Below are 21,417 nucleotides of genomic sequence, written 5' to 3'. Positions count from 1 at the left end.
ATGGACACGATATTCGCTTTGGCCAGCGCACAGGGTAAGGCCGGGGTGGCGGTCATCCGCCTGTCCGGGCCTTTGGCGCATGACGCGGCGCGGTTGCTTACGGGCGGCGACCTGCCGCCACGCGGAATGCGGACGCGTGTTCTGAATGCTTCGGATGGAGAGCGGCTGGACGAGGGGCTGGTGCTGACCTTTCAGGGGCCGGCCAGCTTTACTGGCGAGGACGTTGTCGAGTTCCAGATCCACGGCAGTACGGCCGCGGTGAATGCGGTGCTGCGTTGCCTTTCAGATATGGAGGGGCTGCGTCTGGCCGAGCCCGGAGAATTCACGCGCCGGGCGCTGGAGAACGGCAAACTGGACTTGTCGCAGGTCGAGGGGCTTGCCGATCTTATCGATGCCGAAACAGAGGCGCAGCGCAAACAGGCGCAGACGGTTCTGGCCGGAGAGCTTGGACAGCTGGCGGAACGCTGGCGACGCAATCTGATCCGGGCGGCGTCGTTGTTGGAAGCAGTGATCGACTTTGCCGACGAAGAGGTGCCGACCGATGTTACGCCTGAAGTGCGGGCGCTTGCATCTGGTGTGATTGCTGATCTGGAAAAAGAGGTTGCGGGCGTCAGAATCGCCGAGCGTATTCGAACCGGGTTCGAGGTGGCGATTGTTGGCCCGCCGAATGCAGGCAAATCCACACTGTTGAACGCACTGGCGGGGCGGGAGGCGGCGATCACCTCGGAATATGCGGGTACAACACGGGATGTCATCGAAGTTCGTATGGACTTGTCGGGTCTACCGGTGACGCTGTTGGACACAGCCGGATTGCGCGAAACAACCGATCACGTGGAAGGTTTGGGAATTGCTCTTGCCCGCCAACGGGCGGATTCGGCGGACTTACGGGTTTTCCTGACCGAGACGGTTGATGGGCTGGGTATTCCGTTTCAGGCCGGTGATATTCACGTCTTGCCCAAGGCGGATGTTCGTGGGGACGAAACAAAGGGCGTTTCGGGGAAAACCGGACAGGGTATCGACCGGCTGATATCCCAGATATCGTATGTATTAGTAGAGCGAACTACCAGTGCTGGTATAGCCACGCGGGAACGGCATCGGGTTGCAATGAAGAAGGCAGCGATAGCGCTGACTGAGGCGTTGGCGATACTGGACTCTGGCCCCGACCTTTATGATATAGCGGCTGAGGAACTGCGCACGGCAATCCGGGCCTTGGAATCACTTGTTGGTAGAATAGATGTCGAGAACTTGCTGGACGAGATTTTTGCAAGTTTCTGCCTTGGAAAGTAGGGAGTGTTTCACGTGAAACATTCACAGTTTGATGTCGCCGTCATCGGCGCTGGTCATGCCGGGACCGAAGCTGCCCATGCCGCGGCGCGGATGGGTGTGCGTACGGCTTTGATCACCTTGTCCGAGACGGATATCGGGGTGATGTCCTGTAACCCGGCGATTGGTGGGTTGGGTAAGGGCCATCTGGTTCGCGAGATCGATGCACTCGACGGTGTAATGGGGCGCGTTGCCGATCAGGCGGGCATTCAATTCCGACTGCTCAACCGCCGCAAAGGTCCGGCAGTTCAAGGACCGCGCGCTCAGGCGGACCGCGCGTTGTACAGGGCCGCTATGCAGCGTGAGACATCAAGGCAGGAAAACCTTTCGGTCATCACCGGCGAAGCCGTTGATTTTCTGATGGAGCAAGGGCGGGTTAAAGGCGTCATTCTGGCAGATGGATCGGAAATACCTGCGAAATGCGTAATCCTCACGTCTGGCACGTTCCTGCGAGGCATCATTCATATTGGCGATGTTTCGCGCCCTGGTGGCAGGATGGGGGACCGCCCTTCGGTCAAGCTGGCAGAGCGACTGGACTGTTTTGAGCTGCCGTTGGCGCGTTTGAAAACCGGGACACCGCCGCGCCTGGATGGCCGGACGATTGACTGGTCCATCCTTGAGCGCCAGGACGGAGATGATGAACCGACGCTGTTTTCGTTCCTGTCGAAATCGGTAACGGCGCCACAAATCGCCTGTGGGATCACACACACCAACGCGCGGACCCATGAGATCATAGAAAAAAACCTATCTCGCTCGGCCATGTATGGTGGGCATATCGAGGGTGTCGGCCCAAGATACTGCCCGTCGATCGAGGACAAGATCGTGCGGTTTGCGGACAAGGACTCGCATCAGGTCTTCCTTGAACCCGAAGGGGTAAATGATCACACCATTTACCCGAATGGTATTTCGACATCGTTGCCCGAAGAAGTTCAGGTGGCTTATGTGCGTTCGATAAAAGGCCTTGAGAATGCGGAGATCCTGCAGCCAGGTTATGCCATCGAGTATGACTATGTCGATCCACGGGTTTTGAGCCCGCGTCTTTCCCTTTCACATGTGCCGGGGTTGTACCTTGCCGGGCAGATCAATGGTACCACCGGATACGAAGAGGCCGCTGCACAGGGTTTGGTCGCTGGTTTGAATGCGGCGCTGGAGGTTCGGGGTGAGGAGCCGCTGAATTTCACCCGAGCAAACAGCTATATTGGGGTCATGATAGACGACCTTACTACCCGTGGTGTTGCTGAGCCGTATCGGATGTTCACTTCGCGCGCCGAATTCCGGCTGTCCCTGCGCGCGGACAATGCCGATCAGCGCCTTACGCCGATTGGGATCGCGACGGGATGTGTGGGGGAAACCCGCAGGCTGGCGTTTGAGGATAAGCTGGAGAAGCTGGAAAGAACGAAGGGACAGTTGACCGAGACAACCTTTACCCCTCGGGAAATCCGGGGTGCGGGGATCGACGTCAATCAGGACGGCAACCGCCGGGACGGCATGGCGATCCTGGCCTTTCCGAATGTCGGGTTTGACGACCTGTTGCCCTTGATAGGTGGGCTGAGAGATGTACCGGAAGAGATCCGACGGCAGATAGAACGCGATGCGCTTTATGCGAACTACATCGTGCGTCAGCAGCGCGATGTCGAAGCCATGAAGCGGGATGAAGCGCATGAAATTCCGGATGGGTTCGATTATTCTGCGCTGGAAGGGCTGTCGAATGAATTGAAACAAAAGCTTGCTGCGGCCCGTCCAGTCAATATTGCCCAAGCCTCTCGGGTCGAAGGGGTGACACCCGCCGCGCTGACGCTGATTTTGGCACGCCTGAGGCGTGATCTGAAAGTTCGCGGCGCATGAACGGGACTACACCGGAGTTTGCGGACAAGCTGAATGTTTCACGTGAAACAATGGAGCGGTTGGAAATCTTCTCCAACCTGTTGAAACGTTGGAACCCGAAAATCAATCTGGTGTCAAAGAACAGCCTGAGCGAGCTTTGGGACAGGCACATTCTGGATTCAGTGCAGGTCTTTCGTTGCGTCGATGTGCAGGGACATTGGGTGGATCTTGGCAGCGGTGGTGGGTTTCCTGGTATGATTTGTGCGATCTTGGCCAAAGAATCGTCCCCTGAAACAAGGTTTACGTTTGTCGAAAGCGATCAACGCAAGTCAGCATTTTTGCGCAATGCAGCGCGTGAATGCGGGGCCAGTTGCACCGTGCTTAGCCGAAGAATCGAAGCGATTGACCCGTTGAACGCAGATATCCTGTCGGCGCGAGCGCTTGCCGACCTAAAAACGCTTTTGTCGTTTTGCAACAGGCATCTGCGGCAAGACGGAACGGCGCTGTTACCGAAAGGCGAGAATTGGAAAAAAGAAGTTTCCGACGCCCGCAAAGAATGGAAATTTGAAGCGGAGCCGATTACTAGTATTACTGAGCCTCAGGCAGTTATCCTGAAAATCAAAGGAGTCTCACGTGGTTGATCTGTATCGTCCAGCAGGCCCTCGGATCATTGCGGTTGCAAATCAGAAGGGTGGGGTAGGAAAGACCACAACGGCAATCAATCTGGCGGCAGGTCTGACCGAGATCGGATGCCGTGTTCTAGTGGTCGACCTTGATCCCCAGGGGAATGCGTCAACGGGGTTGGGCGTCGATAGCCGCGACTGGACTACCTATGATCTGTTGATAGACGAGGCCCCGCTGGAAACAGTCATTCAGGAAACGACGATTCAGGGGCTTTATATCGTACCGGCAACGGTGGATCTGAGCTCTGCCGATATCGAGCTGATTTCGAATGAAAAACGCAGTTTTTTGTTACATGACGCCTTGCGGCAGACCGCGATGGATCGATTCGGGTTCGACTATGTCCTGATCGATTGCCCGCCGTCGCTGAACTTGCTGACCGTGAATGCGATGATTGCGGCGAATTCCGTTCTGGTGCCGCTACAGAGCGAATTCTTTGCGCTGGAGGGGTTGTCACAGTTGATGCTGACAATTCGAGAGGTCCGCCAAACTGCGAATCCGGAGCTCAGAATCGAAGGTGTTGTGTTGACCATGTATGACAACCGCAACAACTTGTCCCGCCAAGTGGAAAAGGACGCGCGTGACAATCTGGGGGATATGGTATTTAAAACCAAGATACCCAGAAATGTTCGGGTCAGCGAAGCGCCATCATATGCGCTTCCGGTGTTGCAATATGACTCTGGCTCTCTGGGGGCTATGGCATATCGGCATCTGGCTCGGGAAATGGTGAGCAAACACAAAAAGGTCGCCGCATAGCGAGCAGAGAAGGAGGGTCAGATGAACGTCAAGAAAAGCAAGCCCCGGGGCTTGGGGCGTGGATTGTCTGCCCTGATGGCGGATGTGTCGCATGACAGTGCTGGTCATTCCTCGACCGAGCCGCGTCGCCCCGACATGCGGGTGCCGATCGAAAAGGTAAGGGCCAATCCCAATCAGCCCCGCCGGACGTTTTCACAGGAGCAGTTGAACGAGCTTGCGGCCTCGATCAAGGAGAAGGGCATTATCCAACCCATGATCGTGCGGCCAGCCGGCGACGGTGGGTACGAGATTGTTGCCGGAGAGCGTCGCTGGCGCGCTGCACAGCTGGCGCAATTGCACGAAGTTCCTGTTATCGTTAGAGAATTTGACGATACTGAGGTTCTGGAAGTCGCTATTATCGAGAATATCCAGCGGGCCGACCTGAATGCGGTGGAAGAAGCCGCCGGGTATCGGCAGTTGATGGAGAAATTCGGTCATACGCAGGAGAAGATGGCCGAAGCGCTGGGTAAAAGCCGCAGCCACATTGCCAACCTCTTGCGGTTGCTGTCGCTGCCAATGGATGTTCAGACGCTGGTGATCGAAGGAAAGCTTTCGGCTGGTCATGCGCGGGCTCTGATCACGGCGGAAAACCCATCCGAGTTGGCGCGGATCGTTGTGCGGGACGGATTGTCGGTGCGGGCCACTGAAGCACTGGTCAAGAAACAGCAGCAAGGAGACAGGCAACCTGGTGAGTCCCGCGCAAAAGGTCCGGATTCCGATAAGGATGCGGATACGCGTGCATTGGAAAAAGACCTGTCGGCGATTCTGGCGATGAAGGTGGTGATCAACCACAAAGCCGGAACTGAAACGGGGCAGGTCGTTCTGACCTATGAAAATCTGGATCAGCTGGACGATCTATGCGCCAAGCTCAGCCGCTAGGCCGGGTCCAGATAAAGATCAGGACCGCACCCAGAACCACGGCCTGAATGATCAGGACGTGGGAGGGAACGCCAAGAACAAGCGACAGCAAAAAGACGGCGGCGATCGACAGGGTCGCCGCCTTTTTTGCGCGCGTTTTGATTGCACCGGAGGTTTGCCAGTCGACGATCAGGGGGCCAAAGCTGCGATGTGTCAGCAGCCAGGTGTGCAGACGCGAGGAGGAGCGAGCAAAGAAGAATGCAGCGAGCAGCAGGAAGGGAACGGTCGGTAGCAGCGGAAGGAACACGCCGATCATGGCGAGCGCGACGCAGGTCAATCCCAAGAAGGCCCAGATGTAGTGCATCGCTCAGTCCACCAGAAGCTCGCGGATGACCGCGTTCAGAACCGCCCGCCCGTCACGAGTTGCGCGCAGGCGGTTTCCTTCTGTTTCGATCATTCCGATTTCGGTCAGATGGGATATCGTTTCGAAAGGCATAGTTTTGCCTGACAACAGTTGATAACGATCAACATCTAGGCCGTCGGACACCCGCAACCCCATCATGAGGTATTCGTTTGCTTGTTCCTGTGTGGTCAGTTCCGTTCTGGCGCTTTCGCCGTTGCCCGCCGCAGCCGCATTCAGCCAGGCGGAGGGGTTCAAGGCGGTTTCGGTTGCGAATTTGCGCCCGCCCAATGTGAGGCGGCCATGCGCGCCCGGGCCGATGCCAACGTAATCGCCGTAGCGCCAATAGATCAGGTTGTGCCGCGATTGAGCGCCGTCGCGGGCGTGGTTGGATATTTCGTAAGCGGGCATGCCATGCGCCTCGCAGACTTGTTGCGTAGCAAGATACATGTCGGCGGCGCTGTCATCCTCGGGCAGGCCGCGCAATTTTCCGACTGCATAGCGGTCGCCGAATGCGGTGCCCTCCTCGATGGTCAGTTGATAAAGCGACAGGTGATCGATAGCCATCGACAAGGCTTCAGTGAGCTCGGCGCGCCAACCTTCAAGCGTCTGGTGCTGGCGGGCATAGATAAGGTCAAAGCTGACGCGGTCGAAGCAATTGCGGGCGATGTCAAAAGCCGCGCGCGCTTCGGCGACGGTATGTATGCGGCCAAGGCGGCGGAGATCTTCGTCATTCAGCGCCTGAATTCCCATCGACACACGGTTGACCCCTGCATCGCGATAGGCGGCAAAGCGGCCCGCGTCGACCGAACCGGGATTGGCCTCGAGCGTGATTTCCATGTCGTTGGATGGCCGCCACAGGGCACGCGCCTTGTTTATGACAGCCGCGACTGTGGCGGGGTCCATCAGGGATGGGGTGCCGCCGCCAAAGAAGATGGTGTCGAGCACCCTGTTCGGGGTTTCCGCGGCGGAGCGTTCGAGCTCGCTCAGATAGGCGTTAAGCCATTGGTTTTGATTGATTTCACGTGAAACGTGGCTATTGAAATCGCAATAGGGGCACTTGGCCTCGCAAAACGGCCAATGCACATAGAGCCCAAAGCCCCCGTTGCGCCAATCATCCGCCAAAACAACCCTGCACGAATTTCTCCACCGCTTTTGCCCGGTGGCTGATCTTGTTCTTTTCCCAACGGTCCATCTCGGCAAAGGTCTGATCATAGCCGTCGGGCACGAACATGGGGTCATAGCCGAAGCCTTCGGCTCCGCGAATGGGCCAGACGAGTTGGCCCGGAGCGATGCCCTCGAACACTTCGTCATGACCATCGGGCCAGGCCAGCACCAGGGTGCAGCGAAACTGGGCGGTGCGAGGATGGGGGGCGTTGCGCTTCTCAAGCTCGGTATGGGCGCGGGCCATGGCCATCAGGAAATCGCGCCCATTTTCGGTTTCGGCCCAATCGGCGGTATAGACACCTGGTGCGCCGTCCAGCCCGTCAATGGTGATGCCGGAATCGTCCGACAGCGCCGGCAGGCCAGTGGCTTGGGCAGCGGCATGGGCCTTGATCCGGGCGTTTCCGACGAATGTATCCTCGGTTTCTTCCGGCTCCGGCAGGTTCATCTCGCCCGCGCCCACAACCTTGACCCCAAATGGGGTGAGGAGATGCGCCATCTCCTCCAGCTTGCCCTTGTTGTGGGTTGCCACCAGCAGTGTGTCGCCGTCGAAGTGCCGTATCATGCGGTGGCGGCCTTTTGGGCGGCAACCAGTTCACCGACGCCTTTTTCCGCCAGATCCAGCAATTGGTTCATCTGATCGCGGGAATAAACCGAACCTTCGGCACTCATCTGTACCTCGATCAGCTTACCCGAACCGGTCATGATGAAATTGCCGTCAACGCCCGCTTCGCTGTCTTCGGGATAGTCGAGGTCAAGCACAGGTTGGCCGGCATAGATACCGCAGGATACGGCGGCGACCGGGTCGATCAGCGGATCCGAGATTACATCGCCTGTCTTCATCAGCTTGTTAACCGCAAGGCGGAGCGCGACCCAGCCACCGGTAATCGAGGCGCAGCGGGTTCCGCCATCGGCCTGAATGACGTCGCAGTCGACGGTGATCTGACGTTCGCCAAGGGCCACACGGTCGACACCGGCACGCAGGGCCCGGCCGATCAACCGCTGGATTTCAACAGTCCGACCGCCTTGCTTGCCCGACGCGGCCTCGCGCCGCATCCGGGTGTTGGTCGCGCGTGGCAGCATGCCGTATTCGGCGGTGACCCAGCCCAGCCCCGAGCCCTTGATAAAAGGCGGCACACGATCTTCGATGGTTGCGGTGCACAGAACATGGGTGTCACCCATTCTGATCAGGCAAGAGCCTTCGGCATGTTTGGTGAATCCCGTCTCGATTGAAACCGGGCGCATTTCGCTTAAATCTCGTCCTGAGGGTCGCATGAGAAATCCTTTGTTTGCTGGTCTCGGGATACCGCCCGCACGTATGGCGATGCAACCCCGATTGACCTTTCCCGAACCTGCGATTTAATGGCGACCCAGTAAGAGGCGCTGATGAGTGAAGCAAACAAAATCCTGAACGAGATGAACGAACGGTCGCGCGAGGTTTTCCGGTTGATCGTGGAAAGCTATCTTGACAGTGGCGAGCCCGTTGGCAGCCGTACCCTGACCCGGACGTTAAGCGAAAAGGTCAGCGCCGCTACGGTTCGCAACGTGATGCAGGATCTGGAGTATCTGGGCCTGTTGAACAGCCCCCATATCAGCGCAGGCCGCGTGCCGACGCAGATGGGACTGCGCATGTTCGTTGATGGATTGCTGGAAGTTGGCGATCTGGGAGCGGACGACCGGCAGAAGCTGGACGCCACCCTGGGCGATAATGCGGGCGATGTCAGCGGCATGCTGGACAGGGTCGGATCGGCCTTGTCGAACGTGACGCACGGTGCATCTTTGGTGCTGACGCCCAAGCATGAGGCCGAGATCAAGCATATCGAATTCGTGTCGCTGGCGCATGATCGGGCGTTGGTGGTGCTGGTGTTTTCAGACGGGCATGTAGAGAACCGGTTGTTCTCGCCGCCGCCGGGACAGACGCCCAGTTCGATGCGAGAGGCGGCCAATTTCCTCAATGCCTTGATCGAGGGGCGGACGCTGACCGAGGTCCGTCGGATGATGCAGAGCGACATCGCCGCGCGGCGTCAGGAAATCGATGCGCTGGCGCGCGAACTCGTCGAGAGCGGCCTTGCCCTTTGGGATGGAGATGGCGAAGATTCGGCCCGCCTGATCGTGCGGGGACGAGCGAATCTGTTGGACGGTACCGGTCAGGAGGCAGAGCTGGAGCGTATCCGGAGCTTGTTTGATGATCTGGAACGCAAGCGCGACATTGCCGAATTCCTGGAATTGACCGAAACCGGCGAGGGTGTGCGCATTTTTATCGGTTCGGAGAACAAACTTTTCTCACTTTCGGGTTCCTCTTTGGTGGTGTCTCCATATATGAACGCTGATCGAAAGATCATCGGCGCGGTGGGAGTGATTGGCCCGACGCGCCTGAATTACGGACGGATCGTGCCGATCGTGGATTATACGGCACAACTGGTTGGAAAGCTGATTTCCGACCGGAGCTAGAGGTGGAAAGATGGCAGAGCCGAAGAACGAAGAGTTTCTGGACGATATTGCGACCGCAGAGGCCGAAGAACTGGCCGAGGAGTTGGCGGAAATCAGCGAAGAGGCGCTGGAGCTGGACGCGCTGCGCGCCGAGCGGGATGAACTGAAGGACAAGTTCATGCGCGCGCTGGCGGATGCGGAAAACGCCCGTAAACGGGGCGAAAAAGCGCGGCGGGATGCCGAGAACTATGGCGGATCAAAGCTGGCGCGCGACATGTTGCCGGTCTACGACAACATGAAACGTGCACTGGAAGCGGCAACCGAAGAGCAGCGGGATGTTTCGGCGGCACTGATCGAAGGCGTGGAACTGACCATGCGCGCGCTGCGCGACGTGTTCCAGAAACATGGGATTCAAGTGATTTCGCCCGAGGTTGGGGATCGGTTCGACCCACAGATGCACGAAGCGATGTTCGAGGCACCTTTGCCGGGTACCAAGGCGGGTGACATCATTCAGGTGTCAGCCGAGGGCTTTATGCTGCATGACCGTTTGCTGCGCCCGGCGCAGGTTGGCGTGTCGTCGATGCCAGCAAGCTGATCGGCTTCGCCGGCGCGCGACCAAGCCTCCGGCGAGAGTATTCTTCGAAAGATGAAGGGGCGGTCAGGTGTTGGCCGCCTCTTTCAGTTTGTAAATCAGGTCCAGCGCCTCGCGCGGGGAGAGTTCGTCGGGCAGGACATTCTTGAGAATGTCAGTGACAGGCGAGGATTTCGGCATTGGCGACGGCGGTGGCGGTGCAGCGGAGAAGAGAGGCAGATCGTCGATCAGCGCTTTTTGCCTGCCGCCTTCACGTTCGGATTTCTCCAACTGGTCGAGTACGACGCGGGCGCGTTCGACGACCGAGGGCGGCAGGCCTGCAAGCTGGGCGACCTGTACACCATAGGACCGGTCGGCAGCGCCCTTGCGGACCTCGTGCAGGAAAATGACCTCGCCTTCCCATTCGCGCACCGCGACGGTGGCATTGTCGACGCCTTCGAGGCTGCCGGCCAAGGCTGTCAGTTCGTGATAGTGGGTGGCAAACAGGGCGCGGCATTTGTTGGATGCGTGCAGGTGTTCCAGCGTGGCCCAGGCAATGGAGAGGCCGTCATAAGTGGCTGTGCCTCGGCCAATCTCATCGAGGATGACCAGCGCGCGGTCGTCGGCCTGATTGAGGATGGCGGCAGTTTCGACCATCTCGACCATGAAAGTCGAGCGCCCCCGTGCCAGATCATCGGATGCACCGACCCGGCTGAAAAGTTGACTGACAAGCCCGACATGGGCGGTGTCGGCCGGCACGTAGCTGCCCATTTGCGCCAGCAGGGCAATGAGCGCGTTCTGGCGCAGGAAAGTTGATTTACCGGCCATGTTCGGGCCGGTCAAAAGCCAGATTGCGGCGCCATTCTCGGCCGACAGATCGCAGTCGTTGGCGATGAAGGCGTCCCCGCCTTGTTGGCGCAGGGCGTGTTCGACCACAGGGTGACGGCCGCCTTTTATGTCAAAGGCGCGGGATGTGTCGACGGTGGGGCGGCACCAGTTTTCCCCGCGCGCTAGGTCGGCCAGCGCGGCGGTCAGGTCAAGCTCGGCCAGGCCGCGTGCCGCCTGGTTCAGTCGGGCCGCCTGATCGAGAATGGCGTCAGAAAGCCCTGAATAGAGCCGCTTTTCGATCTCCAGCGCCAGATTGCCCGCATTCAGGATGCGGGTTTCGATTTCGCTGAGCTCGACCGTGGTGAAGCGCACCTGATTGGCGGTTGTCTGGCGATGGATGTAGGTCTCGTTGAGGGGAACGCCGAGCATCTTTGAGGCGTGGGTTGCTGTGGTTTCGATGAAATAGCCCAGCACATTGTTGTGTTTGATCTTCAGCGAGGCGATGCCGGTGTGATCGATGTATTTCTGCTGAAACCCGGCGATGACGGAACGGCCCTGGTCGCGCAAAGTACGGGCCTCGTCCAGTTCCGAGTCATAGCCAGCGGCGATGAAACCGCCATCGCGGGCCAGCAGCGGGGGTTCAGCGACAAGCGCGGCGTCCAGAAGCCCGAGCAGGTCATCAAAACCGGTCAGGCTATGAACCGCATCGGACAGAATCGAAGGCAAGTCGTCAGCGGCGCAGAGGCCAGCGATTTGTTCCGCCTGTGAAAGCCCGTTACGGATGGCCGCCAGATCGCGCGGTCCGCCCCGATCAAGCGACAGCCGCGACAGGGCGCGGTTCAGATCCGGGGTTTTGCGCAATGCTTCGCGCAGATCCGAGGCCAGAAGGGTCTCTTCAACGCAAAAACCTACCGCATCGTGACGGGCGTGAATGATATCGGGCGATCGGGACGGGCTGGACAGGCGTTGTTCCAGCAGTCGCGCGCCGCCCGCCGTCACCGTGCGGTCAATGACCGACAACAGAGAGCCGGCGCGGCCACCGGACAACGAACGGGTGATTTCCAGATTGCGGCGGGTGGCGGCGTCGATCTGAACTACGCGGTCCTGGGCCTCTTTCTGGGGCACCTGCAATAGCGGCAGTTTGCCTTTTTGTGTGATGTCCAGATAGTCGACCAGAGCGCCCATCGCTGCGACCTCGGCGCGGTCGAATGTACCGAACGCGTCCAGCGCGCCCACGGCGAACAGGGTACAGATACGCTTTTCACCAGCTGTGCTGTCGAAACTTGCGCGCCCGATCGGGGTGATCGGAACGCCTAGGTCAAGGGTGGTTTCGACCAGCTTTCCATCCATTCCGTCAGCGACGATCAGTTCGGAAGGGGCCAGCCGCGCAAGTTCGGGGCTGAGCCGAACGGGTGAAAGGGGCATCACGTGGAACGCACCTGTCGATATATCCGCCCAGGCCAGGGCGGCCTGGTCACGAACCTCGGCATAGGCGGCCAGAAAGTTGTGTCGGCGCGCTTCGAGCAGCGCGTCTTCGGTCAGAGTTCCGGGGGTGACAAGGCGCACGACATCGCGCTTTACCACTGATTTAGAGCCTCTTTTCTTAGCCTCGGCCGGACTTTCCATCTGTTCGCAGACGGCAACGCGAAAGCCCTTGCGGATCAGTGTCAGCAGGTATCCTTCGGCAGAATGAACCGGAACCCCGCACATCGGAATGTCCTGGTCATTGTGCTTGCCGCGTTTGGTCAGCGCGATATCCAGCGCCTCGGCGGCATTCATGGCGTCTTCAAAGAACATCTCGTAGAAATCGCCCATCCGGTAAAACAGCAGGGCATCGGCGTGGGCCTCTTTGATTGCGAGATATTGCGCCATCATTGGCGTGACGTTGGACAAGACTGACATCTCCCGGCGTGTTCCGGGGGGACCTTACAAATCCGTAAACTGCGACGAAAGGCGAAAACGCATTGTCGTTGAGGCGGGCGCTTGCCTGCTGTAAGAGGCGGAAAAGCCCAACAGCGCGGAAAACGACATATCTCATGCCCAAAGCGAAGATCACCCCCGAAGAGGCGCTTGCCTTTCACCTGGAACCGACCCCCGGCAAATGGGAGGTGCAGGCCACCGTTCCAATGACCACGCAGCGAGACCTGTCACTGGCCTATAGCCCTGGCGTGGCAGTGCCGTGCGAAGCCATCGCGGCCAACCCCGAGACGGCCTATGACTATACCAACAAGGGCAATCTTGTGGCGGTGATTTCGAACGGGACGGCGGTTCTGGGTCTTGGCAATCTGGGGGCGCTGGGCTCGAAACCGGTGATGGAGGGCAAATCGGTCCTGTTCAAACGGTTCGCTGACGTGAATTCGATCGATATCGAGCTGGACACCGAAGACCCGGATGAATTCTGCCGTGCGGTGCGCCTGATGGGGCCGACCTTTGGCGGGATCAATCTGGAAGACATCAAGGCGCCCGAGTGCTTCATCATCGAACAGCGCCTGAAGGAAGAGATGGACATTCCGGTCTTCCACGATGACCAGCACGGGACGGCGGTGATCTGTGCGGCGGGTCTGATCAACGCGCTGCATATCTCGGGCAAGAAGATCGAGGATGTGAAGATTGTCCTGAACGGTGCCGGTGCTGCCGGGATTGCCTGTATCGAGCTGCTCAAGGCGATGGGTGCGCGGCATGAGAATTGTATCGTCTGTGATACCAAGGGTGTGATCTATCAGGGTCGGACCGAAGGCATGAATCAGTGGAAATCTGCGCATGCGATCGTGACCGAGTTACGCACACTGGAAGATGCGATGAAGGGCGCGGACGTGTTCCTGGGTGTGTCGGTCAAGGGCGCGGTCACGCAGGAGATGGTCGCCAGCATGGCTGACAACCCGGTCATCTTTGCGATGGCCAACCCCGACCCCGAGATCACGCCGGAAGAGGCACACGAAGTCCGCGTGGACGCGATCGTGGCCACCGGGCGCAGCGACTATCCCAATCAGGTCAACAACGTTCTTGGCTTTCCGTACCTGTTTCGTGGCGCGCTGGATATCCACGCCCGGGCCATCAATGACGAGATGAAGATTGCCTGTGCTCACGCCCTGGCCCGTCTGGCGCGCGAGGATGTGCCGGACGAAGTGGCGATGGCCTATGGCCGGAACCTGACATTCGGGCGCGATTACATCATCCCGACGCCATTTGACCCGCGCCTTATCCACCGGATTCCGCCCGCCGTGGCCCGTGCCGGAATGGACACGGGCGCCGCACGGCGGCCGATCATCGACATGGATGCCTATGAACTGGGCCTGAAATCGCGAATGGACCCGACGGCCAGCATCCTGCGCGGCATCAACGCACGGGCGCGTCAGGCGCAAAGCCGGATGATCTTTGCCGAAGGGGACGATCCACGGGTGCTGCGCGCCGCTGTCACCTATCAGCGGTCGGGCTTTGGCAAAGCGCTGGTCGTTGGCCGACCGGACGACGTCAAGCAGAAGCTGGAGGTTGCGGGCCTTGGCGACGCGGTGCGCGAGATCGAGGTGGTCAATGCGGCGAATACAACGCATCTGGAGGCCTACAAGGCGTTCCTGTACAAGCGCCTGCAGCGCAAGGGTTTTGACGGCAAGGACATCCACCGTCTGGCGGCGCGGGATCGGCACGTGTTTTCGGCCCTGATGCTGGCGCACGGCCATGGCGACGGGCTGGTGACCGGGGCAACGCGGAAATCAGCGCATGTTCTGGATCAGATCAACCATGTGTTCGATGCCGATGCTGCTCATGGCGCGGCTGGTATTACTGCGCTGATGCACAAGGGTCGTATCGTTCTGATCGGTGACACATTGGTGCATGAATGGCCATCCGAAGAGGATCTGGCAACCATTGCCGAGCGGGCCGCCGACGTTGCCCGCCACATGGGGATGGAGCCGCGTGTCGCCTTTGTCAGTTTCTCGACCTTTGGCTATCCGGTCTCGGAACGTACCGAGAAGCTGTACAAAGCGCCCCGGGTGCTGGAGGCGCGCGGGGTCGATTTCGAGTTCGAGGGTGAAATGACCGTCGATGTGGCGCTGAATGCCAGATCGCAAGAGGCCTATCCCTTTTCGCGCCTGACCGGGCCTGCGAATATCCTGATCGTGCCGGCCCGACACTCGGCTTCGATTTCGACCAAATTGATGCAGGAAATGGCGGGTGCAACGGTGATCGGGCCGATCCTGACCGGGATCGACAAGCCGATCCAGATCTGTTCGACCGTGTCGACAGCAAACGACATCCTGAACATGGCCGTTCTGGCCTCGGCCAAGATCGGGTAGACCGTGGCAATCTGGAACCTCGGCTCGATCAATGCGGACATGGTTTATGCCGTGCCGCACCTGCCGCAACCGGGTGAAACGCTGGCGGCCACGGATTTGTCGCGGTTTCTGGGTGGCAAGGGGGCCAACATGTCGGTTGCGGCGGCGCGGGCCGGGGCTGAGGTTCGGCATATCGGTGCGGTCGGGCCTGAAGGGCGCTGGGCGATTGACCGGCTGTCGGGTTATGGCGTCGATACCCGTCACGTCGCACAGGTGGAAGTGGCGACCGGCCATGCCATTATCGCGGTCGAACAGTCGGGTGAAAACCTGATCGTGCTGTTTCCTGGGGCGAACCGCGAGATCACCTTGGCGCAATTGGAACAGGCGCTGGACCACACGCAGAAGGGTGATCTGCTGGTATTGCAGAACGAAACCAACATGCAGGTTGAGGCTGCGAAGATGGGGCGCGACCTGGGGTTGCAGGTTTGTTACGCGGCGGCGCCATTCGATGCAGAGGCGGTCAGGGCCGTACTGCCTCATATCGATTTTCTGATTCTGAACGAGGTCGAGGCAGAGCAGTTGCAGACCGCGACCGGACTGGCGCCGCAACAACTGCCGGTGGCGCAGGTGGTCGTGACACTTGGGTCAAGGGGCGCGCGGTACTTTGACACTAACAAAGGTGAATCGCAGGGTTTTCCGGCCTTCAAAGTGCAGCCAGTGGATACAACCGGGGCCGGCGACACCTTTACCGGCTATGTGCTGGCCGGGATGGACGGGGGGTTGCCGATGGCGGAGGCGATTTCCCAAGCGATGCGTGCCGCAGCCATCATGGTCACGCGGCACGGCACGGCGGACGTCATCCCCGGTCTGGAGGAAGTCCGGAATACGAAGCTGGATTAACTTCCTGCAAATGGCGCGGCGTCGCCCCAAAGTTCCTTGACCCGTTGATCGCGTCCGCAAGCTTTGCGATAGGCCTTGTAGGCGCTTGCCTGACGCTTGGGGCCGAACCGGGTCAGAACCAATTTGGTGCCTTTGTAGTAGTCCTGATGATAGGCCTCGGCCGGATAGAAGGTCGAACTGTTCAGGATCGGGGTCACGATTTCTTGGCCAAGGGCTGTCTGTGCATCGGCCCTGGCTTGTTCGGCAATGGCCTTTTCGTCCGCGTTAGAGACGAAAACGGCGGTTCTGTAGCTATCGCCGCGATCACAGAACTGACCGCCGGCATCGGTTGGATCAATCGAGCGGAAAAACAGGCTTAGCAATGTGTCGCGCGACACTTGAGCCGGGTCGAACGTGATCTGCACCGCCTCGTAATGGCCGGTGCCCCCGGCGGAGACCTGTTTGTAGGTCGGGTCATCGATTTTTCCGCCGGTATATCCCGACACCGCCTCGATCACGCCGGGGACGTGTTCGAAATCGGATTCCACGCACCAGAAACAGCCACCGGCCACCGTCAGAGTCCGGGTCTCGGCGGCAACGGCGGGCAGGCAGCGCAACGCGGCGGCGATCAGGATCAAAGTGAACAGGGCAAAGGCTTTGAAATCACGGGTCAAGGTCATGGCGGATCTCCTTTGCAATCAGGCTGCATCCGCTTTGCGCACAAAACAATCCGCTGACATGTGTTCTCACACACAGGTGAAGCGTTGTTTACCCCTTGGCCTCGCGGGCCCTCGCGACTAGCTTGCCGCCAATTGGGAGAGAAGAACAAAGAGGTATCGTCGTGAAGATCGCGATGTGGTCGGGGCCGCGCAACTTGTCGACGGCAATGATGTACAGTTTCGGAGCTCGCACCGATTGCGCGGTGATCGACGAGCCGTTTTACGCGGCCTATCTTGCGATGACCGGGCTGAACCATCCGATGCGCGAAGAGATTTTGGCGGCGCAATCGCGGGACCCGGCTGAGGTAGCTGCAAGGCTGGCCGGGACAAACCCCGGCGCGCGCCCGTTCTGGTATCAGAAGCACATGACCCAGCACATGATCCCCGGAATTCCGCGCGACTGGATGAGGGGCGTGAGAAACGTGTTCCTGATCCGTCACCCGTCGCGGGTGATCGCAAGCTACGGAGCCAAACGCGAAAACCCGACGTTGGACGATATCGGGTTCTGGCAGCAGGCCGAACTGTTCGACGAGGTGCGCAACTGGGGCGGTGAGCCTGTGGTGATCGACAGCCACGACATTCGCGAAGACCCGGCTGGGATGTTGGAAAAACTGTGTGATGCGATCGGCGTCCCGTGGTCACCGCATATGCTGAACTGGCCGAGGGGCGGACATCCCGACGATGGCGTCTGGGCGGCGCATTGGTATGGTTCGGTCTGGAATTCGACCGGTTTTGCGGGTCCCGAAGGGGAATTGCCATTGGTACCGGAAAAGTTGCAGCCGGTGCTGGACGGCGCGCTGCCGTATTATGAGAAGATGAAGGCGGCCAAACTCTGAGTCGCGTTGGGGGAACAGCCGCTGCCACATTGTGGAAAACCGAGAGCAGTTATTTTAACAATTGCCCAAGCTTCATGGCAACGCTCATATCGCCCGTGATCTTGAGTTTGCCCATCATCACCCCGGTCATCGGATTGAGTTTACCGGTCAGCAGTTTGGTCAGGTTTTCGGCTGAGATCCGGATCGTGCAGTCGGTGTCGCGGTCCTGAGTTGAGGCTGCGTTTTCCGCCAGAACAATGACGCCATCTGCGCCGCAGTCGAATTTCAGCGTACCGTCGAAGGTCTTGCCGGTCAGACCGGACTGGATGCCGTTTGCAATGTCTTCAAGCGCCATGGTGACCTCTTGTCGTTTACGCAAGCGTTAGAAAGACACCGGGAACAAGGCAAGGATGACCAAGCGGCAGCGTTCAGCTGTGCTGGATCGCGGTCAGGGTCAGGGGGCAAGCTTCGCCATTGTAGAAGCAATCAAGGATATCCTGAAACTCGCCGGGCGCGCCGGGGACGGCGGTGAAGAGCGTCATGCAGGAGCGCAGTTTCTTGGCGTCGATGCCGCCGAGGATATCGGAGGCGTTCTTGTCTTTGTGGGTCAGCACCAGACGACTGACCTCGACAAGGCGGCGGCGCAGTTCCGGGTGATCGAGATAGGCGGTGGCCTCGTCCAGATCCTCGATCCCGTAGAGCTGCGCCATGTGGGACCGGCCCAGTTCGGCCAATTGCGGAAATACGAACCACATCCAGTGGCTGGTTTTCCGGCCCTCGGTCAGTTCGCGCAGGACAGCGGCCCAAACCGTGTCCTGCGCCTCGATGAACATGTCGAGTTCGTCGTTTATGCCGTCGTCGTCGATCACTTGGCAGTGCGCTTGTTGCGCGTGGCCAGCAGGCGCAGGCGCAGGGCGTTCAGCTTGATGAAGCCCGCCGCGTCTTTTTGATCGTATGCACCGGCGTCTTCCTCAAACGTCACATGCGCCTCGGAATAGAGCGAGTGTTCGGACCAGCGGCCCACGGTCGAGGCCAGACCTTTATACAGCTTCACGCGAACGGTGCCGGTCACGTGTTCTTGCGACTTGTCGATGGCGGCCTGCAGCATCTCGCGCTCGGGGCTGTACCAGAACCCGTTATAGATGAGTTCCGCATATTGCGGCATCAACTGGTCTTTCAGGTGCATCGCGCCGCGATCCATGGTGATCGACTCGATCCCACGATGCGCTTCCAGAAGGATAGTGCCGCCCGGCGTCTCATAGATACCGCGAGACTTCATGCCCACGAACCGGCCCTCGACAAGGTCCAGACGACCGATACCGTGTCTACCGCCATATTCGTTCAGCTTGGTCAGGATCGTGGCCGGGCTCATAGCCTCGCCATTGATGCTGACCGCGTCGCCTTTTTCGAAACCGATTTCGATGAATTCGGGCTCGTTCGGCGCGTCTTCGGGATGGACGGTGCGCTGATAGACGTAGTCAGGCGCCTGAACGGCCGGGTCTTCCAGAACCTTGCCCTCGGACGAGGTGTGCAGCAGGTTCGCATCGACAGAGAACGGAGCTTCGCCGCGCTTGTCCTTGGCGATCGGAATCTGGTTCTGCTCGGCAAATTCCAGCAGCTTGGTTCGGCTGGTCAGATCCCATTCGCGCCAGGGGGCAATCACCTTGATTTCGGGGTTCAGCGCGAAAGCCGCCAGTTCGAACCGCACCTGATCGTTGCCCTTGCCGGTTGCGCCGTGAGCGACGGCATCGGCGCCGGTTTCCTCGGCAATCTCGATCAGGCGTTTCGAGATCAGCGGGCGGGCAATCGACGTGCCCAGCAGGTATAGCCCTTCGTAGACCGCGTTGGCACGAAACATCGGGAAGACGAAATCGCGGACGAATTCCTCGCGGATGTCTTCGATATAGATGTTTTCGGGCTTGATCCCGAGCAGTTCGGCTTTCTTGCGGGCGGGGTCCAGTTCTTCGCCCTGACCGAGATCGGCGGTGAAGGTCACAACCTCGCACCCATACTCGGTCTGCAGCCATTTCAGAATGATCGAGGTATCAAGGCCACCGGAATAGGCCAGAACAACTTTCTTGGGCGCGGACATCTGACTTCCCTCTGATGCGAATGACGCTTGGCCCCTAACGGTTTTTGGACGTGGGGGCAAGCGGAGTGCATTGACGCATGATAGTAAATCGGGTGAAACAAGCAGGAACTTACAACAAATGGTTGAGGGACCGGTTTTTATGTTGGGTTGGAGTATTTTTCTGCATTCGGTACGTATGGTTTTCGGCAATCTCAAGCAGGTTCTTCAGATCACGATTGGGCCGGTTCTGGTAGCGCTGGTTTTGATAGTAGGTGCCTTTTTTGCGTTGGGCATCACACCAGAGGTGTTTGACGAAGGCACCACCAAGTTGCCGCCAGGGGTTACGACTGGGAGCTTTTTCCTGTTCCTTTCGATTTTCATGCTGATCATCTGGACGGTCATGTTCTGGATTGCGGTATCCTGGCATCGGTTCATCCTGCTGGAAGAATATCCCAGCGGGATATTCCCCGAGTTCCGGTTTGACCGGATACTGGCCTATTTCGGGCGCGGTATTTTGCTGGGGTTGTTGGGGCTGATTGCCATTTTGCCAATGGCGTTTTTGCTTGCGGCCGTCAGCGGTGGGTCCGCCGGGCTGCCAATCATCGTGATGATCGCTTATATGCTGTTAATTCTCGTTGTTTTGTTTCCACTGGCGATCATTCTGCCTGCTGCCGCAATCGGCCAACCGCTGAGCATGTCGGCGGCGTGGAACAAAACGACCGGCACGGCAGGAACCGTCGTTGTTCTGATCATCGCTTCGTTCCTGTTTCAGGTGGTTGTTCAGCTTGTCAGCACGGTCCTGATGATTGTTCCCGTTCTAGGCCCGCTTTTGGTTCTATTCGCCTCTCTGCTGATCCTTCCGCTGATAAATGTCAGCATCCTGACCACGATGTACGGCGTTTTTGTCGAGGGACGCGAGCTACGGTAAGCTGCGGGTACACATATGTATTCCTTGCCCTTTCAACGGTGATGGGGCAGGGAATTCGGCATGACTGATTTCATGACCCGCGCCCGCGCCGCCGAACAGGCGATGCGAACCGTTTTTCCAGCGACGCCGCTGCAGCGGAACGTGCACTTGTCCGAAAAATATGATGCCGATATCTGGCTCAAGCGCGAGGATCTTAGCCCGGTGCGATCCTACAAGATCCGCGGTGCCTTCAACGCCATGCGGAAGCAGGAGGGGCAGGATCTTTTCGTGTGTGCGAGCGCGGGCAATCACGCGCAGGGCGTCGCATTCATGTGCAGGCATCTGGATGTCAGGGGCGTGATTTTCATGCCGGTAACGACGCCACAGCAAAAAATCCAGAAGACCCGGATGTTCGGTGGCGACAATGTCGAGATCCACCTGACCGGTGACTATTTCGATCACACGCTGGCCTCGGCGCAGGAATGGTGCGCTCGGCAGGGCGGGCATTTCCTGTCGCCCTTTGACGATGAGGACGTGATCGAGGGGCAGGCTTCGTTGGCGGTCGAGATCGAAGAGCAGCTTGGCGGCGTGCCCGATCACGTTCTGTTGCCGGTTGGTGGCGGCGGCATGTCGGCGGGGGTATCGACGTGGTTTGGCGCCCGCACGCATTGCTTGTTCGTCGAACCCAAGGGCGGCGCTTGCCTGCGAGCGGCGCTGGCGGCGGGGCATCCGGTGTCGCTGGGCCGGGTGGACACGTTTGTTGACGGGGCTGCGGTAGGCCGGATCGGTGACAGGCCATTCGAACTGCTGAAATCGCGCCACCTGTCGGACGTTCTGGTCCTGTCCGAAGACCGCATTTGCACCACGATCATGGAGATGCT

Annotated in this window: 21 protein-coding genes; 12 read left to right on the top strand and 9 right to left on the bottom strand. The window is 59.1% G+C overall.

Annotation, left to right across the window (positions count from 1 at the left end; translation table 11 throughout):
* Genes mnmE through AC2FNB_RS06305 form a run of 5 tightly spaced genes read left to right on the top strand, consistent with a single transcriptional unit; the run spans nt 1 to nt 5,502 of the window.
* Nucleotides 1–1,287 (top strand): tRNA uridine-5-carboxymethylaminomethyl(34) synthesis GTPase MnmE, encoded by a 1,287-nt coding sequence (gene mnmE / locus AC2FNB_RS06325; RefSeq protein WP_496745161.1) that lies wholly within the window; start codon nt 1–3, stop codon nt 1,285–1,287.
* A gap of 12 nt (nt 1,288–1,299) precedes the next feature.
* Entirely contained in the window at nt 1,300–3,168 is a 1,869-nt protein-coding gene (mnmG, locus tag AC2FNB_RS06320) for a tRNA uridine-5-carboxymethylaminomethyl(34) synthesis enzyme MnmG (protein WP_496745159.1), read from the top strand.
* Nucleotides 3,165–3,788 carry a 16S rRNA (guanine(527)-N(7))-methyltransferase RsmG gene (gene rsmG / locus AC2FNB_RS06315; protein WP_496745157.1) on the top strand — a complete coding sequence of 208 codons (624 nt, stop codon included), beginning with the start codon at nt 3,165–3,167 and terminating at the stop codon, nt 3,786–3,788. Before mnmG ends, rsmG begins: the two co-directional genes overlap by 4 nt.
* On the top strand, nt 3,781–4,584 hold the full coding sequence (locus AC2FNB_RS06310; protein ID WP_480750054.1) for a ParA family protein: 804 nt from the start codon (nt 3,781–3,783) through the stop codon (nt 4,582–4,584). Before rsmG ends, AC2FNB_RS06310 begins: the two co-directional genes overlap by 8 nt.
* Nucleotides 4,585–4,605: 21 nt before the next feature.
* Nucleotides 4,606–5,502, top strand: coding sequence for a ParB/RepB/Spo0J family partition protein (locus tag AC2FNB_RS06305; RefSeq protein ID WP_496745155.1), 897 nt, complete (start codon nt 4,606–4,608; stop codon nt 5,500–5,502).
* On the opposite strand, the gene AC2FNB_RS06300 is transcribed toward AC2FNB_RS06305, so the two are convergent.
* Genes AC2FNB_RS06300 through rph form a run of 4 tightly spaced genes read right to left on the bottom strand, consistent with a single transcriptional unit; the run spans nt 5,492 to nt 8,320 of the window.
* Entirely contained in the window at nt 5,492–5,845 is a 354-nt protein-coding gene (locus tag AC2FNB_RS06300) for a YbaN family protein (protein ID WP_496745153.1), read from the bottom strand. The two genes, AC2FNB_RS06305 and AC2FNB_RS06300, sit on opposite strands and share 11 nt — an antisense overlap.
* Nucleotides 5,846–5,848: 3 nt before the next feature.
* Entirely contained in the window at nt 5,849–7,006 is a 1,158-nt protein-coding gene (hemW, locus tag AC2FNB_RS06295; protein WP_496745151.1) for a radical SAM family heme chaperone HemW, read from the bottom strand.
* Nucleotides 6,996–7,610, bottom strand: coding sequence for an RdgB/HAM1 family non-canonical purine NTP pyrophosphatase (rdgB, locus tag AC2FNB_RS06290; protein WP_496745149.1), 615 nt, complete (start codon nt 7,608–7,610; stop codon nt 6,996–6,998). Before rdgB ends, hemW begins: the two co-directional genes overlap by 11 nt.
* Nucleotides 7,607–8,320 (bottom strand): ribonuclease PH, encoded by a 714-nt coding sequence (gene rph / locus AC2FNB_RS06285; protein WP_480750059.1) that lies wholly within the window; start codon nt 8,318–8,320, stop codon nt 7,607–7,609. The genes rdgB and rph overlap by 4 nt, the downstream gene beginning before the upstream one ends.
* Before the next feature lie 111 nt (nt 8,321–8,431).
* Between rph and hrcA the strand changes: the two genes are divergently transcribed.
* Together hrcA and AC2FNB_RS06275 are read left to right on the top strand one after the other, a co-directional pair.
* Nucleotides 8,432–9,496, top strand: coding sequence for a heat-inducible transcriptional repressor HrcA (gene hrcA, locus AC2FNB_RS06280; RefSeq protein ID WP_480750060.1), 1,065 nt, complete (start codon nt 8,432–8,434; stop codon nt 9,494–9,496).
* Nucleotides 9,497–9,506: 10 nt separating this feature from the next.
* On the top strand, nt 9,507–10,070 hold the full coding sequence (locus AC2FNB_RS06275) for a nucleotide exchange factor GrpE (protein ID WP_480750061.1): 564 nt from the start codon (nt 9,507–9,509) through the stop codon (nt 10,068–10,070).
* Nucleotides 10,071–10,133: 63 nt separating this feature from the next.
* Here AC2FNB_RS06275 and mutS read toward each other — a convergent pair whose 3' ends face one another.
* The gene (mutS, locus tag AC2FNB_RS06270; protein WP_496745221.1) at nt 10,134–12,749 is read right to left on the bottom strand and encodes a DNA mismatch repair protein MutS; all 2,616 of its coding nucleotides are present in this window, start codon (nt 12,747–12,749) and stop codon (nt 10,134–10,136) included.
* A gap of 161 nt (nt 12,750–12,910) precedes the next feature.
* Between mutS and AC2FNB_RS06265 the strand changes: the two genes are divergently transcribed.
* Nucleotides 12,911–15,166, top strand: a complete 2,256-nt coding sequence (locus AC2FNB_RS06265) for an NADP-dependent malic enzyme (RefSeq protein ID WP_480750062.1) — start codon at nt 12,911–12,913, stop codon at nt 15,164–15,166.
* Nucleotides 15,167–15,169: 3 nt separating this feature from the next.
* Nucleotides 15,170–16,045: a ribokinase gene (locus AC2FNB_RS06260; RefSeq protein WP_496745146.1), complete on the top strand. Its 876-nt coding sequence runs from the start codon at nt 15,170–15,172 to the stop codon at nt 16,043–16,045.
* Here the strand turns inward: AC2FNB_RS06260 and msrA are convergent.
* Nucleotides 16,042–16,704, bottom strand: coding sequence for a peptide-methionine (S)-S-oxide reductase MsrA (msrA, locus tag AC2FNB_RS06255; RefSeq protein ID WP_496745144.1), 663 nt, complete (start codon nt 16,702–16,704; stop codon nt 16,042–16,044). The two genes, AC2FNB_RS06260 and msrA, sit on opposite strands and share 4 nt — an antisense overlap.
* Before the next feature lie 161 nt (nt 16,705–16,865).
* Between msrA and AC2FNB_RS06250 the strand changes: the two genes are divergently transcribed.
* Nucleotides 16,866–17,579 (top strand): sulfotransferase-like domain-containing protein, encoded by a 714-nt coding sequence (locus AC2FNB_RS06250; protein ID WP_496745142.1) that lies wholly within the window; start codon nt 16,866–16,868, stop codon nt 17,577–17,579.
* A 49-nt stretch (nt 17,580–17,628) separates the two neighbouring features.
* Here AC2FNB_RS06250 and AC2FNB_RS06245 read toward each other — a convergent pair whose 3' ends face one another.
* From AC2FNB_RS06245 to AC2FNB_RS06235, 3 genes are all read right to left on the bottom strand, one after another.
* Nucleotides 17,629–17,913 (bottom strand): SCP2 sterol-binding domain-containing protein, encoded by a 285-nt coding sequence (locus AC2FNB_RS06245; RefSeq protein WP_480750066.1) that lies wholly within the window; start codon nt 17,911–17,913, stop codon nt 17,629–17,631.
* 73 nt (nt 17,914–17,986) lie between these two features.
* On the bottom strand, nt 17,987–18,391 hold the full coding sequence (locus AC2FNB_RS06240) for a DUF1810 domain-containing protein (protein ID WP_480750197.1): 405 nt from the start codon (nt 18,389–18,391) through the stop codon (nt 17,987–17,989).
* A gap of 32 nt (nt 18,392–18,423) precedes the next feature.
* Nucleotides 18,424–19,650, bottom strand: coding sequence for an argininosuccinate synthase (locus tag AC2FNB_RS06235; protein ID WP_496745140.1), 1,227 nt, complete (start codon nt 19,648–19,650; stop codon nt 18,424–18,426).
* 118 nt (nt 19,651–19,768) lie between these two features.
* Between AC2FNB_RS06235 and AC2FNB_RS06230 the strand changes: the two genes are divergently transcribed.
* The gene (locus AC2FNB_RS06230) at nt 19,769–20,557 is read left to right on the top strand and encodes a hypothetical protein (RefSeq protein ID WP_496745138.1); all 789 of its coding nucleotides are present in this window, start codon (nt 19,769–19,771) and stop codon (nt 20,555–20,557) included.
* Between the two features lie 60 nt (nt 20,558–20,617).
* Nucleotides 20,618–21,417: pyridoxal-phosphate dependent enzyme (locus AC2FNB_RS06225; protein ID WP_496745136.1), on the top strand; the 800-nt coding region annotated here is incomplete at its 3' end.

This window comes from Ruegeria sp. BHSB058, from assembly GCF_059613285.1.
The sequence above is the reverse complement of the archived record's forward strand: the minus strand, read 5'-3'. Positions and strand labels throughout refer to the sequence as shown.

Coding starts and splice junctions, on each gene's coding strand:
- rdgB (WP_496745149.1), bottom strand. CDS start 7,610: ATGATACGGCACTTCGACGGCGACACACTGCTGGTGGCAACCCACAAC.
- rsmG (WP_496745157.1), top strand. CDS start 3,165: ATGAACGGGACTACACCGGAGTTTGCGGACAAGCTGAATGTTTCACGT.
- AC2FNB_RS06275 (WP_480750061.1), top strand. CDS start 9,507: ATGGCAGAGCCGAAGAACGAAGAGTTTCTGGACGATATTGCGACCGCA.
- mnmE (WP_496745161.1), top strand. CDS start 1: ATGGACACGATATTCGCTTTGGCCAGCGCACAGGGTAAGGCCGGGGTG.
- hrcA (WP_480750060.1), top strand. CDS start 8,432: ATGAGTGAAGCAAACAAAATCCTGAACGAGATGAACGAACGGTCGCGC.
- msrA (WP_496745144.1), bottom strand. CDS start 16,704: ATGACCTTGACCCGTGATTTCAAAGCCTTTGCCCTGTTCACTTTGATC.
- AC2FNB_RS06300 (WP_496745153.1), bottom strand. CDS start 5,845: ATGCACTACATCTGGGCCTTCTTGGGATTGACCTGCGTCGCGCTCGCC.
- AC2FNB_RS06245 (WP_480750066.1), bottom strand. CDS start 17,913: ATGGCGCTTGAAGACATTGCAAACGGCATCCAGTCCGGTCTGACCGGC.
- AC2FNB_RS06240 (WP_480750197.1), bottom strand. CDS start 18,391: ATGTTCATCGAGGCGCAGGACACGGTTTGGGCCGCTGTCCTGCGCGAA.
- rph (WP_480750059.1), bottom strand. CDS start 8,320: ATGCGACCCTCAGGACGAGATTTAAGCGAAATGCGCCCGGTTTCAATC.
- AC2FNB_RS06230 (WP_496745138.1), top strand. CDS start 19,769: ATGGTTGAGGGACCGGTTTTTATGTTGGGTTGGAGTATTTTTCTGCAT.
- AC2FNB_RS06265 (WP_480750062.1), top strand. CDS start 12,911: ATGCCCAAAGCGAAGATCACCCCCGAAGAGGCGCTTGCCTTTCACCTG.
- AC2FNB_RS06235 (WP_496745140.1), bottom strand. CDS start 19,650: ATGTCCGCGCCCAAGAAAGTTGTTCTGGCCTATTCCGGTGGCCTTGAT.
- mutS (WP_496745221.1), bottom strand. CDS start 12,749: ATGATGGCGCAATATCTCGCAATCAAAGAGGCCCACGCCGATGCCCTG.
- AC2FNB_RS06305 (WP_496745155.1), top strand. CDS start 4,606: ATGAACGTCAAGAAAAGCAAGCCCCGGGGCTTGGGGCGTGGATTGTCT.